Genomic DNA, 13,622 nt, shown 5'->3' on the forward strand with positions numbered 1-13,622 from the left:
CTGATTGTAAGCTTTTTAAAATAAGGCTTATGACGATTTTTTGACCATTGCGCTATACTGTTTAACCGTTTCGAGGAGGCGCTCATTCATGTCTTTGGCCATCGATACAGGGTTGAAGGGCATCTGGTTGAAAGGCGCACCGAGCTTATCGAGGGTATCTTGGTACTGCTTTTCCATAGTTTCAAACATTTTGCCCACCTGCTCTTGGTACTTGTCTACGTCTAGGTTGGGGGTAGAGGCATTTTGCACAATCACGCCCACAGAGTCCATCATTGATTTGGAGAAGTTAGTCATAGTTTCGGACATTCCCTTGAGGAAATCAGGAACAAAGGGGATGTCGCCGGCGTTGGCCTGCAACAAGGTAGACGCACGCTCTAGTGTTTCTTTTTGCTTGTCGTAGAGTTCTTTGTAAAGCTCTGAGGTTTTTTGTAGCGCGTCGCCCTTGCCCACGATTTCGGGCAATTTTTTGGAGGTTTCGAGGAAGTTGTTCATCATTTGACTTTGAGTACTGACCATCAAGTCAAATAGTTGCTTTAGTTGGGTGTTCATACAGAAATGAGGTTTATTAAGAGTGTTTGTGATAGTGGGCAAGCGCCTTCAAGGGTCGAAGTGCGCTTGGCTTGCTCAAATATGCTGATTTTTACTTTCATATCAAAGCAAGGCTATCAGAAAGCCATCGATATGATTGGGTATCAATGCCATATTCTTTTGGCGTTGAGTTGTTCTTTTTCGTGTAGGGCGGTGGCTAGGTCTATACCAAACAAGTTGGAGAGGTGCAAGAGGTAGCTTAGCACATCGGCCAGCTCTTCGGCCAGCGCTTGGCGGCTGTCTGTGGGTTTGGCTTTGGCGCTTTCTTGGTATTGCTTTTGGTGGTTTCGGATAGCCTTGGCTAGCTCGCCTACTTCTTCGCCCAAGAGCAAGAAGAGCGTCTCGGGGTTATCGGTATCCCAACCACGGGCTTTGACAACTGCGTCGATATAAGCCTGTAAGTTGGGGAGGGTCGTTTGTTGGGGGAACGGAGGGAGGTTGGGCGTTTCCATTGTTGCAGGGGTTTATTTGAGCATTTTTTTGCGGGTAGCAAACCCTTTTTTGGCCATCTTCTGAATGTCTTTGGGCATTGCCTCTCTGGGGTAGCCATGTACAGCCGCCTGTACAAAATCTTGTTGGGCTTCGCGGGGTTGCTGTAGTTGTAGATAGCAAAGCCCGCGCTCGTAGTACAGTCCTGAGTCTTTGGGCGCGGCCTCTATACTTTGGGTGAGGTGTACGATGGCCGCCTCGTAGTTTTGTGTGGCTACATACAGGCGTACAAAGGTGCTGTCGAGCTTCAGGCTGGGGCTGAGCTGGGCTACGTGGTGGTAATCTTCGAGAGCAGCGTAGAGGTCTTGGTTTTGCTCGTGATAGTAGGCCCGTTCTTGGTAGAGCTTGGCGGAGTCAGGAGCGGCCTCTATCACAAAGTTGAGCGCTGCAATGGCTCCGCTGTAGTCTTTGAGCGCTGCCTTACAAAAAGCGTTGAGGCTGTGGTGGTATAACTCTAAAGTTTGGGGCGCAACAGCAAGGATATTGTCTATATCCAAGGATGTCAGCTCATATTCTCCAGCCAAAAAATAGGCCTGAATGCGTTGGTGGTAGAAGTTGAGGTTTTTGGGGTTAAGGTTGATGGCTTTCGTAAAATCTTCGGCGGCGTTGGCATACTGCTCTATGTCGAGATAACATTTGCCCCGGCCATAGTGTAGTGTGGCGCTTTGGCTGTCGATAGCAATGGCGCGGGTATAGTCTGTGATCGAGAGTGTTGTCAGGCCGATGGCGCGGTATGCCTCGGCGCGGTAGTTGTATGCCAGTGAGTAGTTGGGGTTGAGGCTGATGGCCTTATCAAACTGGGCGATGGCCTGAGTCTCGTTTTTGAGTGCTTGGTAAGTGGCTCCTTTATAGAGATAGCCCTCGGCTACTTGAGGAGCCAACTGGGTGTATTTGTCAAAATCCCAGAGGGCTTGTTGGTATTTTTTGAGAAAAAACCAGCTCTTCCCTCGTTCAAAGAACGCGTCTTTGTGGGCGGCATCTAGTTGGATGACCTTCGTAAAATAATTAATGGCTTGGTTGTAGTCTCCTAGTTGGAGTTCGAGTTTGCCTTTCTGAAAATAATCTGCGACAGCGGTTTGGGCCTGCCCCAAAACAGGCAGCCAAAGCAGCCATACTAAGGCCAAGGATAGGTGTTTTTTGTGTATTTTCATCGGATGAGATTACAAATGTTAGAATTCGATTTGGAGGCCTTGAATGTCCCAACCTTCGCGTACCCTGTTGGGTAGGGGGAAGTAGAGCACTTTCTCGGCAGGTATTTTTTTTCTGAAATCGGAGCCGTCCCAGCGATTGTTGTTGTTGTTGTCTATGGTAATGCGGATTTGGTATTCGCCAGAGCGGACATACCGAAACTCAAAGTCTTGTGATTGGCTCATTCCTTCGAGTCTATCAACTATCTGACCATCATTTTTCATCAGCTCGATAAAATAGTGAGCGGCTTGGCTTTGGATGGTGCCGCTGATAGAACCCAGCTTATTTTCGTCAAGCAAGTTGAAAACCTTGGATACCAAGGCGCTGCTGTCTTGTTCGATACTGATAAAAGCACCTTCTTCGATGCGCAGCTCTAGCCCTTTCTTGATAGGCAGCAGGGTATCCCAGCGGAGGGCGCTGCGGTTGTCATCCCACACAAAGAGGCTTCCTGAGGGGCTCCAAACTTCCACTTTTGGAGATGTATTGGTGTAGCGTTGAGCTATTTTGTCTGCCCAGTTATTGGCAGAAGAGGGTTTTTGGGCTTCGCGGATAAAGCGGATTTTGCTGTAATCGACTTCGGCCACAGGCTTGCTAAAGTATATCCTAAAGCCAAAAGGCATTCGTAGGGCTTCGCCCTCTCCTCCGGCTGCTTTGATGGTCAGGTCAAATGATTTTTGGCTGTTTTTTTTCTCTGTATCGGGCACCCTAAACTTGAGTTTGAGGGGTAGCCGCGCCACATTGTCGGCAGAATCACGCACCACTGCCAGCGTGGGGATGGTGTCTCTGATAGCGCTGCTGTCGGTAGGAGGGAATATCAGCACCTTTGTGGGCGCGTCTCTATTGACAATAAAGCGCAAATCGGTGTTGGCAGAGTCTAGTGCAAAATTGGCCAGCCCTTCGTCAAACTCTAGCTCTAGGTAGCGTTGTATGGGGGAGATGCCTCGCAGTCGGGGCGGGTTGTGGTCTTCGGGAGCAAGCGCCAGCTGCATATTGGCAAACACACTGTCGGAGAGTTGGATGGGGGTTTCTAAGAAAGCAATGGCTTCTCCTTCATCATATTTTTTGTTGCTGTTGCGGTCGTGGTAGGCATATACCTCAAACTCCTCGCTAGCCAGATTGGGCATCAGAAACGTACCATCTTCGTTGCTGATGGTGTAGTATCGCGGTGTCGATTTATCGAGCTGTATGGTATCGCCGGGTTTTACGAATGCAATCAACACATCTTTGGTAGGCTTGTTGTTGCGGAGGTTGGCCGTTCGCCCGCGCACTATCGCCGTATCGAGTTTGTCGCCAGTACTGAAGGCAAAGCGCAGATCTGGGGGGACATTCCCCTCGGTAATGTCTTTGAGCCCCTCTCTAAAGCTGAGGCTGTAGGTGGTGTTGGGTTCTAAAGGTTTCTCAAAGCTCAACTTCAAGCTGCGTTTGCTTACTCGGTGGCGGTATTTTATTTCCGGGATGATGATGAGCTGTTGCTTGAGGTTCTCTTCTTTGATCCATTCATCAAACTCCAGTGTGATACTCTCCCCGTTGAAATTGGTCGTATTGGGAGCCGGATTGGTATACTTGATTACCGGTGGCACCTCGTCAAGGTCACCTCCAGTGGGGGGGATACGATTGGCGCAGGCTTGTACAAGCAAGGTCGCTATCAGTCCCAAAAAGCCCCATAGCAATGAACGCGTGAAAGCTGTGGGGAGCAAGGTATGGGCAAAAGTGTTTGTCATAGGGCACAAAAATCTCAGAATTTTGACTGTCATCAAAATCATCTCTCAAAATTAGAGAATTATCCCCGTGCTCTTAACATTTTTTCACAAACCAAGCGCTAACATAGTTGTTTTTCGAGGTCTTCGAAACACCGCCCCATACAAGCATCAGTGCTTCAGACTGCGCTCAGGTGTATCCAAAGCCCGAGGAGTAGTGAGCGTCTGTCAGAAACGCTAAAAGCGTAATTACTGAGCTAGCCGGGCTATTTGTCCACTCCGATGGACATTTTCTAATTTGGCCTTGATTCAACAAGCGGCTTCACCACACAAGGACTTTCGACAAGCTCATAAAGTCCCCAATATGTATGCACCTTAGCATCCTTTGCGGTTAAATATATTTCCATAACAAGGGGATAACAGGAGCACAACAACGAAAGTCAAAAATGTCCAGAGGTGTGTTATTTGCCCGAACTTTTTAGGGTTTTTACTTGTTTCAAAGCATATTTCCCTAAAGACAATGCGTACCTCAGGATTGCTATACGGCCTCGTGGCCGGATTTTTTGTATGGGCCTGCCAAGGCAAGCCCCAAAACTCAACTCAGACAGATGCCAAAGCCACCTCAGACAGTGCGGAGCTAGTTGTGGCCGATAAATATGCAGACAAATATGACTGTATGCATTGTGGAATGCCTTCGATGGACTTTCCCCAGTGGCAAGTAAAGGCATATACCAAGGAGGGACAAGAGGGATGGTTTTGCTCCCCTAAGTGTATGTTCTTGACTGTTCAGCACCCCAAACAGCCACGCTACTTTGCCTCCATTCAGGTTACGGAGTATTATGAGCTAGAGAAAATAGACGCGCATAAAGCTTTTTATGTGATAGGGGGGGATGTATTAGGCCCAATGGGGCACGACCTAGTGCCTTTGGCCAGCCAAGAGGCAGCCCAAGAATACCTCAAAGACCACGCCGGCAAAAAAATCTATCGCTATGAGGAAGTAACAGCGGCTGTGTTGAAAGCATCTCTACAATAAAATTTGGCCGACTGCTAGGCATCCGCCTAAAACTTAGTACCTTTGCAGCCCTTAGCAAAGGTCTTTTGTTTTTGGTAACCTGATTATTTATGCGTTTGCGTTGGCAGCCAATTTTGGTACAAACCATATACCCCAGTATTATATTGGGTCTCTTGCTGGGCATTGTCTATACAGTCGATGCTAGAGGCATACACCCTCTGATAGGGACAATCATAGGCTTTTTCATCTGTCTTTCTCTTGTCGGTGTTTTTTTGTTGAAGCCGGGGGTGGAAGCTACACGGTTTTTGTTGCAATATACTGTTGTAGGGATTGGCCGGTTTTTTAGTGCGCTCATCTTTATGTTTGTGCATATATATATGGATGTGGTCGATATCCACATCTTTGTAGGAAGCTTTTTTGCTGCTTATTTCCTTTACCTAGTTTTTGAAATTTATTTCTTGTTAACTAACTTGCACCGCAATTCGACGACAACCCCATAACAATGAAATATATCTTACGCAATTTTCTGACTATCACAGCTTTAGCGTTTTGGCTTGGCAGTACGTTTGCTATCGCTGGCGGAGGCTCTTCTGACGAAAAGAAGCCTTTTAACGCCGGTGATATGATTATGCATCACATTGCTGACTCTCACGAGTGGCATTTTGCAACCCTTGGGCATACCCATATCTCTATCCCGCTTCCGGTTATTTTGTATAGCCCCTCTCAAGGCTTGATATTCTTTATGTCGGGCGCAATGCATCACGCAACTGTGGTAGAAGCCCCCAAACACGAAGCCACAGAAGGCGCTGAAGATGCACACCACACCACACACAATATCAAAATGATTAAAGTGGGCGACAAGACAGTATATTTTGACGACCACGAGCACTTCTCCTTGGGCTATGATGCCAAAAAGCACCACCTATCACACAGCGCCGAACACAAGGTGTATGATTTTTCTATTACCAAAAACGTCGCCTCGATGTTTATCAGTGTGGCGCTGCTGATGTTTGTGTTCCTTTCTGTGGCTGCTGGCTACAAGAAAAACGCCGGCAAAGCCCCACGTGGCATACAGTCTTTCTTCGAGCCGATTATCTTGTTTGTTCGTGATGATATTGCCAAAACCAATATTGGTGAAAAACACTACGAACGCTTTACACCATATTTATTGACAATCTTCTTCTTTATTTGGTTCAATAATGTTTTGGGACTCATCCCCGGCGGTGCTAACCTAACAGGCAACATCACCATCACCTTATTATTGGCACTACTGACCTTCTTCGTTACCAATTTCAGCGCGAAGAAAGACTACTGGATGCACATCTTGTGGACTCCCGGAGTGCCTTGGTGGCTCAAGACTGTGTTGCCTATTATGCCTATCGTAGAATTGATAGGTATCTTTACCAAGCCCTTCTCATTGATGATTCGTTTGTTTGCCAACATTACGGCAGGCCACATCATCATCTTGAGTTTGTTCAGCCTTATCTTCATCTTCGAGAGCTTGGCAGTAGGGGTAGTGAGTATGCTGTTTGCGATGTTTATGAACTTCCTTGAGTTGTTTGTAGCCTTACTACAAGCTTATGTATTTACCCTGCTCACAGCTATGTACTTTGGCAGCGCTGTCGAAGAGCATCATCACGAAGAGCACCACGAAGGTGCGCATCATTAATGGATAAGGCTTTTTTGATTACGGAACTTTGTTTCACCCTTAATAATACACGTATGTTAGCTACTCTTTTAGCCCTTTTGTTGGATATAAGCCTTGCATATGCAGGCGCAGCCATTGGTGCAGGTATTGCTGCACTAGCTGCTGGCTTAGGCATTGGCCGCATTGGCGGACAAGCGATGGATGCCATTGCGCGTCAACCTGAAGCCTCTGGCCGCATCCAAGGTGCGATGATCGTAGCAGCAGCCTTGATTGAAGGTGCTGCCCTCTTCGGCCTTGTTGTGTGCTTGTTGATTTCCTTCAAAGGTTAATCATTGGCGAAAGGCCGCTTGTCGTTAGGGCAAGCGCCTTCGCTTTCTATCCCAAGATTTACTGGGTTTGAGGGTTCGCTGGAGTTGATTTTCTTGATGTTCAAGGGCTTTCAATACAGGCTTTTCTCAAACCAATTTTGATTGGATAATAATAGCTAACACTTGGGGCAAGCCCCACATTTGTCTTGTATTTCATTTGCTATTCATACTAACACATTTATACAATGAACTTAGTTACGCCTGACTTAGGATTATTCTTCTGGGCACTTCTGACTTTCTCGTTAGTGTTTTTTGTGCTTTCTCGTGTGGCTTGGAAACCTATCATGCAAGCCCTCAAAGAGCGCGAAACCTCTATCGAACAAGCTTTGGCTTCTGCCGAAAAGGCGCGCCAAGAGATGGCCAAACTGACCGCCGACAACGAAAAACTCTTGGACGAAGCCCGTATCGAGCGCGACCGTATTCTCAAAACAGCCCAAAAGGCTGCCGATGAGCTGCGTGAAGCCGAAAAAGAGCGTACCACCAAAGAAGTGGCTAAAATGCTCGACGATGCGCGCCGTGTTATCCAAAGCGAAAAACAACAGGCTGTCAATGAAATCAAAGCGCAAATCAGCGTGCTATCGGTAGATATTGCCGAGAAGCTCCTACGCCAGCAATTGGCTGACAAAAACGCCCAACAAGCGCTGGCTCAGCAAATGGTCAATGACCTCAAAATCAACTAATGCGCTTGTTTCATCCTATTGCTTATTCTTATGCCTATCTCTAGAGTCGCTTACCGATATGCCAAGCCCTTGTTTGATTTAGCCCAAGAAAAAGGGCAACTCGAACAAGTGTACGAGGATATGAAGCTTATCTCCAACGTATGTAAGGAGAACAAAATATTGCGCGTGGCCTTGAAAAACCCCGTTATCCGTGGGTTTAAGAAGCGCGCCGTCCTTCAGCAGTTGTTTGCCGAAAAGGTACAGCCTTTTACGCTGAACCTCTTGATGCTGATGGCCGATAAAAACCGCGCCAACGTACTCTTTGATATCAGCAAGGCTTTTGCCGAACTGTATGATATTGCGCAAAATATTCAGCAGGTGCTCGTTACAAGTGCTACCACACTTGATGAAGCCACCCTTGCAGCCCTCCAAACCAAGCTCAGCAATGAGTTAGGCAAGCGTGTTGTGCTGACAGCCAAGGAAAACCCTGACCTCATTGGAGGTCTTATCGTTCAGATTGGGAATACCCAAATCGACCTTTCTATCAAAAATAGTCTGCAAAGACTCACTTATCAGTTTGTTCAATCATAAGACATTCATATAACTATGGCGCAAATCAGACCTGATGAAGTTTCGGCCATTTTGCGAGAGCAATTGTCAGGCTTCAAAACCGAAGCAGAACTTGAAGAAGTAGGTACCGTCTTGCAAATTGGCGACGGTGTGGCGCGTGTATACGGCCTCAACAGAGTTCAAGCCGGTGAGCTAGTAGCTTTCGGCAATGGCTTGCAAGGCCTTGCTCTTAACCTTGAAGAAGACAACGTAGGGGTGGTACTTTTGGGGGATGCTACCGGCATCAAAGAAGGCGACAGCGTGCGCCGTACCAATACCATTGCCTCTATCAAAGCTGGTGAAGGTTTGATTGGCCGTGTGGTCAATACCCTTGCCGAGCCTATCGATGGTAAAGGACCCGTACAAGGCGAAACTTTTGAGATGCCTATCGAGCGTAAAGCGCCCGGGGTAATCTACCGTCAGCCTGTAAACGAACCTTTGCAGACAGGTATCAAGTCTATCGATGCAATGATTCCTATCGGTCGTGGTCAGCGTGAGTTGATTATCGGTGACCGCCAAACCGGTAAAACTGCCGTTGCGGTAGATACCATCCTGAACCAACGCGAGTTCTTCGACCGTGGTGAGCCCGTATACTGTATCTATGTGGCTGTAGGCCAAAAAGCTTCTACCGTAGCTCAGGTAGTCAGTGTATTGCAAGAAAAAGGCGCTATGGACTATACCGTAGTGGTAGCCGCTTCTGCTTCTGACCCCGCCCCGATGCAGTTCTTTGCTCCCTTTACCGGAGCTGCTATCGGTGAATACTTCCGCGATACAGGTCGCCCTGCCTTGGTAATTTATGATGACTTGTCGAAGCAAGCCGTTGCTTACCGCGAAGTGTCGCTCTTGTTGCGCCGCCCCCCTGGACGCGAAGCCTATCCCGGAGATGTGTTCTACCTCCATAGCCGCTTGTTGGAGCGTGCCGCCAAAATCAACGCCTCTGATACAGTAGCACAACAGATGAACGACATCCCGCCTTCGTTGCAAGGCCGTGTGAAAGGTGGTGGTTCTTTGACTGCTTTGCCCATCATCGAAACCCAAGCAGGGGACGTTTCGGCCTATATCCCGACCAACGTAATTTCAATTACCGACGGACAGATATTCCTAGAAACCAACCTCTTCAACTCTGGTATCCGCCCTGCAATCAACGTAGGTATCTCGGTATCGCGTGTGGGTGGCTCGGCGCAAATTGGCACAATGAAAACCGTTGCCGGTACGCTCAAGCTCGACCAAGCGCAGTTCCGCGAGCTAGAGGCTTTTGCCAAATTTGGCTCTGACCTCGATGCGGCCACCAAATTGACCATCGAGCGTGGTAAGCGCAACCAAGAAATCTTGAAGCAAGGCCAATATGCCCCCTTCCCTGTAGAAGAGCAAGTAGCCATTATTTATGCTTCTACCAAAGGTTTCCTCGATAATGTGCCCGTAGAAAAAGTAGCCGAGTGTCAAGCTGAGTTCCTAAGCACACTCCGATTGAGCCATAAAAATGTACTCGAAGCCTTGCGTAGCAACCGCAAAGATGTGGTGAAAGCCCTCAAAGGCGACGAAACAGTGGCCGAAATCGAAACGCTCAAGCAAGTAGCTATTGAAACTGCCAAGCGTTTCAACGCCTAAGCATTTGCCCCGGAGACGGTAGCCCGCCTGCCGTCTCTTTTACCCCTTGGCAGCAATGCTGTCTCTTTTACCCCTTTGAATCAATCGCCCGATTATGCCTAGTCTTAAAGAGGTTCGTAATAGAATAAATTCGGTCAAATCTACCCAACAAATCACCAAAGCCATGAAGATGGTAGCGGCGGCCAAGTTGCGTAGAGCACAGACCAATATCACGCAAATGCGCCCCTATGCTGCGATGTTGCAAAATATTTTGCAAAATCTCTCAGCGAATATGGACCAAGAGATCTTCTCTAGCCCATATATCCAAGAGCGCAGCCCCGATAAGGTACTTATTATTGCTATCTCCTCTGACAGAGGGCTTTGCGGTGCGTTCAACTCCAACATCATCAAGGCTACCCGCCGTCTGTTGGACGAGACCTATGCCCCCCAAGTCGCTCAAGGTCAGGTGAGCATCTTGCCTATCGGCAACAAAGTGTATGATTATTTTCGCAAGCGCGACTACCCGCTTGTAGAGGATTACCGTGGGGTGTTACAACAGCTCAGCTTTAGCACTGTCAAAACGGCTGCCGAATATGTGCTCAAGGCTTTTGTAGCCGGTACATATGACAAGGTCGAGATTGTATACACAGAGTTTCGCAATGTCATCACACAGGTAGTGCAGGTAGAGCAAATGCTGCCCGTAGTACCCACACAACCCGAAGAAGGCGTTGCTAACAACAGTAGTGTAGACTATATCCTAGAGCCTTCGCAAGAAGAAATCATCACAGAGTTGATTCCCAAAATCCTGAAGATGCAGCTCTACCGTGCCGTATTAGACTCCAACGCCTCGGAGTATGGCGCACGGATGACAGCCATGGACAAAGCCACCGACAACGCCGCCGCCCTGATTAAGGAGCTACAGTTGATTTACAACCGTGCCCGTCAGGCTGCCATTACCAAAGAAATCTTGGAAATCGTGGGCGGAGCAGAAGCACTCAACGCAGAGTAAAGACCAACGCATTGGCCTAGCCAATACACTATATCATCAATCATGACAAACCTGTAGGGCATCTGCTTTGCAGGTTTTTTTGATGGGAAAAACAGTTGCGGTGTTCTGACCAAACTTTTAGTTACAGATACCGTTTGATTTCTTGTTTTTCCATAGTTAAACCTCGTTATCTTTATGAAACATACAATCATACTGCTTTTGGCGCTTTGCGTTGCTTGGGGGCTACAGATGCCCACACAGGCACAGTCCAAGCAGGTCGATGCTTTTGGCTTTGCCCTAGAGGTTCCCGCACACTGGGAGGTCGACCTCGACGTAAAAGCCAACCGACTTTATCTCACAGACCCTACTAAGAGCCTTTCCGAAACCCCTATGCTCACTGTCGATGCCTATGACCAAGCCACTCTGGCCGACCAAACTGCTATCCAAAAAGAGGTCATCAAACAGATTAGGGAGACTTATGGCAACTCATACCAATATAGCATCGCCAAAATCAAGGAACGCGCAGCGCAAAGCAGCCTCCACCAACACGGACAAGATTTTGAGGTCTGGGAGTTTGTTTCCGAAATGGAGGCCGACGGCCAATCCTTTACCTGGGTAGAGGTTTGGTATACCTTCCACGAGCTACACCAAGAACATCTTTTTTTTACGGCCTCTGCCGACTTGGTAGCGGGCAATGCCGAAAGCCAACAAAAAGTAGCAACCCTAATGCAGATGCTAAGCAGTACCCGCAGGCTCGACAAAACCATCGCCTATCAACAACAAACCCTCAAACCGGGTGATGCGCTAGGACAGGCGCTCAGCTTCGTGGCCGATAAAACCACCTTGGAGCCACAAGCACAAAAAGAACTGAAAGCCTTAATCAAGTTCTTAAAAGATTACCCCCAAGTAGAGGTGCGAATTGTAGGGTATTCACAAAAAAATGATGAAGCCAACCGCGCCTCCCTAGCGATGCAACGCGCCGAGGCAATACGGAGTGAACTGAAAAATGCGAAAATAGACGAAAACCGACTCAAAGTCGGAGCACAACAAGCCACCCGCGAGGGAATGATGGTGCAGTTGTTTGTACACCGTATTCGATAAGTTTTTCTATGGCTTTTGTGCAACTGCTCAGTTCTTAACAGATAAGTGCTTATTCAACCAATAAATCACCCGTTTGCAAAGAGATTGTAATAGTTATGGATAAAGCCCCCGCTTTTGAAAGCCCCTACGTTGCCAAAAAAGCCCCGTAGGGTATAAGCGTTAGCTTCCTTTTGTGTGGAGAGGACTATCTTTAGGTCGATGATTTCAAACGCCGGTATAGTTCATGGGGCTGATGGCTTTGAGTTCGGCTTTGAGAGCATCATTTAGGTCGAGGGTGTCGATGAAGTCGGCGATGGTCTCTTGAGTAATGGCCTGATGGGTACGCGTCAGCGCCTTGAGGGTTTCGTAGGGGTTGGGGAAGCCCTCTCGGCGCAAGATGGTCTGAATGGCCTCTGCTACAACGGCCCAGTTTTGGGCTAAGTCGGCCTCAATGGCGGTCTGGTTCAGTTCTAGCTTGCCCAACCCTTTGAGGCAGGAGCGCATCGCCAGTACGGTGTGTGCCATCGGCACCCCCAAGTTGCGCAAGACAGTGGAGTCGGTCAGGTCGCGTTGTAGGCGAGAGATGGGCAACTTACTCGAAAGATGATGCCAGAGCACATTGGCTACACCGAGGTTGCCTTCGGCATTTTCAAAATCGATGGGGTTGACCTTGTGCGGCATTGCAGACGAACCAACCTCCCCAGCCTTGATTTTTTGTTTGAAATAATTCATCGACACATACTGCCACACATCGCGGCAGAGATCAATCAAGATGGTATTGATACGGCTCAGCGCATCGCTATAAGCTGCCAGATGGTCGTAGTGCTCGATTTGGGTGGTGGTGCGGCTGCGTTTGAGGCCAAGCTGCTCGGCGAGAAAGCCTTCGGCAAAGCCCACCCAGTCGATATGAGGATAGGCTACATGATGGGCATTGAAGTTTCCGGTAGCGCCGCCAAACTTTCCGGCAAACGGGATTTGTGTCAACAGCCCCAACTGCTCTTCTAGTCGCTCTACAAATACCATCAGCTCCTTGCCAAGGCGCGTAGGCGAAGCCGGTTGGCCGTGGGTGCGTGCCAGCATCGGTATTGCCTCCCACTGCTGCGCCAGTGTAGCCAGCTTTTGGGTCAGCTCCTCAAGCAAGGGCAGGTATACTTGCTCGGTGGCGTGGCGCAGCGACATCGGGATGGCCGTGTTGTTTACGTCCTGAGAAGTCAGGCCAAAGTGAATCCATTCACTATAAGCCCCCAACTCAAGGCGCTCCATCGCTTCTTTGATAAAATACTCTACGGCTTTGACATCGTGGTTGGTTGTGGCCTCAATTTCTTTGATGCGGAGCGCATCTTTTATCTCAAAATTTTGATATATTTGGCGTAACATCGGCACTTTGCCGGCGGGGAAGTCTGCCAAAGGTGGGAGCGGAATTTGGCACAAAGCCAAGAAGTACTCTACCTCTACCCACACACGGTAGCGAATCAGCCCGTACTCTGAAAAGAAAGGACTAAGCGCCTCTACTTGGGTACGGTAGCGCCCATCGATGGGCGAAATGGCCTGAAGGCTGTCAAGTTGCATCCGATTTTTGTTTAAATGGCGATATTTGATTTAACTAAAACAACAATACTTGCTTACATCTCCAAAGCTCGGCTCAAATTTGGCTTAGTTTTTGGCTTTGTAATTTTACCAAGGCAGTAGCGCTCCATCACTCCGAGGTA

General features: G+C 48.3%; 14 protein-coding genes. 8 read left to right on the forward strand and 6 right to left on the reverse strand.

The window, feature by feature from the left end; genetic code table 11:
• Nucleotides 1–27 precede the first annotated feature (27 nt).
• The 4 genes from G499_RS0104435 to G499_RS0104455 form a co-directional block, all read right to left on the reverse strand.
• Entirely contained in the window at nt 28–549 is a 522-nt protein-coding gene (locus G499_RS0104435) for a hypothetical protein (protein WP_026998945.1), read from the reverse strand.
• Between the two features lie 143 nt (nt 550–692).
• On the reverse strand, nt 693–1,040 hold the full coding sequence (locus tag G499_RS0104445) for a MazG nucleotide pyrophosphohydrolase domain-containing protein (protein WP_026998946.1): 348 nt from the start codon (nt 1,038–1,040) through the stop codon (nt 693–695).
• Between the two features lie 12 nt (nt 1,041–1,052).
• Nucleotides 1,053–2,228 (reverse strand): tetratricopeptide repeat protein, encoded by a 1,176-nt coding sequence (locus tag G499_RS0104450; RefSeq protein ID WP_026998947.1) that lies wholly within the window; start codon nt 2,226–2,228, stop codon nt 1,053–1,055.
• A gap of 18 nt (nt 2,229–2,246) precedes the next feature.
• Nucleotides 2,247–3,986, reverse strand: a complete 1,740-nt coding sequence (locus G499_RS0104455; RefSeq protein ID WP_026998948.1) for an Ig-like domain-containing domain — start codon at nt 3,984–3,986, stop codon at nt 2,247–2,249.
• A 496-nt stretch (nt 3,987–4,482) separates the two neighbouring features.
• Here G499_RS0104455 and G499_RS20900 point away from each other — a divergent pair, with 496 nt between their 5' ends.
• Nucleotides 4,483–4,995 carry a nitrous oxide reductase accessory protein NosL gene (locus G499_RS20900; protein ID WP_051295907.1) on the forward strand — a complete coding sequence of 171 codons (513 nt, stop codon included), beginning with the start codon at nt 4,483–4,485 and terminating at the stop codon, nt 4,993–4,995.
• 83 nt (nt 4,996–5,078) lie between these two features.
• On the opposite strand, the gene G499_RS21675 is transcribed toward G499_RS20900, so the two are convergent.
• Complete coding sequence (locus G499_RS21675; RefSeq protein WP_154658311.1) at nt 5,079–5,345, reverse strand: hypothetical protein; 267 nt, start codon at nt 5,343–5,345, stop codon at nt 5,079–5,081.
• Between the two features lie 131 nt (nt 5,346–5,476).
• Here G499_RS21675 and atpB point away from each other — a divergent pair, with 131 nt between their 5' ends.
• The 7 genes from atpB to G499_RS0104500 all read left to right on the forward strand — a co-directional run bounded on the left by atpB (nt 5,477) and on the right by G499_RS0104500 (nt 11,934).
• Nucleotides 5,477–6,643, forward strand: coding sequence for a F0F1 ATP synthase subunit A (atpB, locus tag G499_RS0104470; RefSeq protein WP_026998950.1), 1,167 nt, complete (start codon nt 5,477–5,479; stop codon nt 6,641–6,643).
• 53 nt (nt 6,644–6,696) lie between these two features.
• Entirely contained in the window at nt 6,697–6,951 is a 255-nt protein-coding gene (gene atpE, locus G499_RS0104475) for an ATP synthase F0 subunit C (protein ID WP_026998951.1), read from the forward strand.
• Between the two features lie 224 nt (nt 6,952–7,175).
• A complete protein-coding gene (atpF, locus tag G499_RS0104480) occupies nt 7,176–7,670 on the forward strand; it encodes a F0F1 ATP synthase subunit B (RefSeq protein WP_026998952.1) in 495 nt (164 codons plus the stop codon).
• A 30-nt stretch (nt 7,671–7,700) separates the two neighbouring features.
• On the forward strand, nt 7,701–8,240 hold the full coding sequence (atpH, locus tag G499_RS0104485) for an ATP synthase F1 subunit delta (RefSeq protein WP_026998953.1): 540 nt from the start codon (nt 7,701–7,703) through the stop codon (nt 8,238–8,240).
• Nucleotides 8,241–8,255: 15 nt separating this feature from the next.
• Nucleotides 8,256–9,866, forward strand: a complete 1,611-nt coding sequence (gene atpA / locus G499_RS0104490) for a F0F1 ATP synthase subunit alpha (protein ID WP_026998954.1) — start codon at nt 8,256–8,258, stop codon at nt 9,864–9,866.
• 94 nt (nt 9,867–9,960) lie between these two features.
• Complete coding sequence (gene atpG / locus G499_RS0104495) at nt 9,961–10,854, forward strand: ATP synthase F1 subunit gamma (RefSeq protein WP_026998955.1); 894 nt, start codon at nt 9,961–9,963, stop codon at nt 10,852–10,854.
• 174 nt (nt 10,855–11,028) lie between these two features.
• On the forward strand, nt 11,029–11,934 hold the full coding sequence (locus G499_RS0104500; protein WP_026998956.1) for an OmpA family protein: 906 nt from the start codon (nt 11,029–11,031) through the stop codon (nt 11,932–11,934).
• Between the two features lie 204 nt (nt 11,935–12,138).
• Here G499_RS0104500 and purB read toward each other — a convergent pair whose 3' ends face one another.
• Complete coding sequence (gene purB / locus G499_RS0104505; protein WP_026998957.1) at nt 12,139–13,482, reverse strand: adenylosuccinate lyase; 1,344 nt, start codon at nt 13,480–13,482, stop codon at nt 12,139–12,141.
• Nucleotides 13,483–13,622 lie beyond the last annotated feature (140 nt).

The organism is Eisenibacter elegans DSM 3317 (assembly GCF_000430505.1).
In the GTDB taxonomy this organism is placed as follows: domain Bacteria; phylum Bacteroidota; class Bacteroidia; order Cytophagales; family Microscillaceae; genus Eisenibacter; species Eisenibacter elegans.

Coding starts and splice junctions, on each gene's coding strand:
- G499_RS0104435 (WP_026998945.1), bottom strand. CDS start 549: ATGAACACCCAACTAAAGCAACTATTTGACTTGATGGTCAGTACTCAA.
- G499_RS0104455 (WP_026998948.1), bottom strand. CDS start 3,986: ATGACAAACACTTTTGCCCATACCTTGCTCCCCACAGCTTTCACGCGT.
- atpE (WP_026998951.1), top strand. CDS start 6,697: ATGTTAGCTACTCTTTTAGCCCTTTTGTTGGATATAAGCCTTGCATAT.
- G499_RS0104445 (WP_026998946.1), bottom strand. CDS start 1,040: ATGGAAACGCCCAACCTCCCTCCGTTCCCCCAACAAACGACCCTCCCC.
- purB (WP_026998957.1), bottom strand. CDS start 13,482: ATGCAACTTGACAGCCTTCAGGCCATTTCGCCCATCGATGGGCGCTAC.
- G499_RS20900 (WP_051295907.1), top strand. CDS start 4,483: ATGCGTACCTCAGGATTGCTATACGGCCTCGTGGCCGGATTTTTTGTA.
- G499_RS0104450 (WP_026998947.1), bottom strand. CDS start 2,228: ATGAAAATACACAAAAAACACCTATCCTTGGCCTTAGTATGGCTGCTT.
- atpB (WP_026998950.1), top strand. CDS start 5,477: ATGAAATATATCTTACGCAATTTTCTGACTATCACAGCTTTAGCGTTT.
- atpG (WP_026998955.1), top strand. CDS start 9,961: ATGCCTAGTCTTAAAGAGGTTCGTAATAGAATAAATTCGGTCAAATCT.
- atpF (WP_026998952.1), top strand. CDS start 7,176: ATGAACTTAGTTACGCCTGACTTAGGATTATTCTTCTGGGCACTTCTG.
- atpA (WP_026998954.1), top strand. CDS start 8,256: ATGGCGCAAATCAGACCTGATGAAGTTTCGGCCATTTTGCGAGAGCAA.
- G499_RS0104500 (WP_026998956.1), top strand. CDS start 11,029: ATGAAACATACAATCATACTGCTTTTGGCGCTTTGCGTTGCTTGGGGG.
- atpH (WP_026998953.1), top strand. CDS start 7,701: ATGCCTATCTCTAGAGTCGCTTACCGATATGCCAAGCCCTTGTTTGAT.
- G499_RS21675 (WP_154658311.1), bottom strand. CDS start 5,345: ATGCACAAACATAAAGATGAGCGCACTAAAAAACCGGCCAATCCCTAC.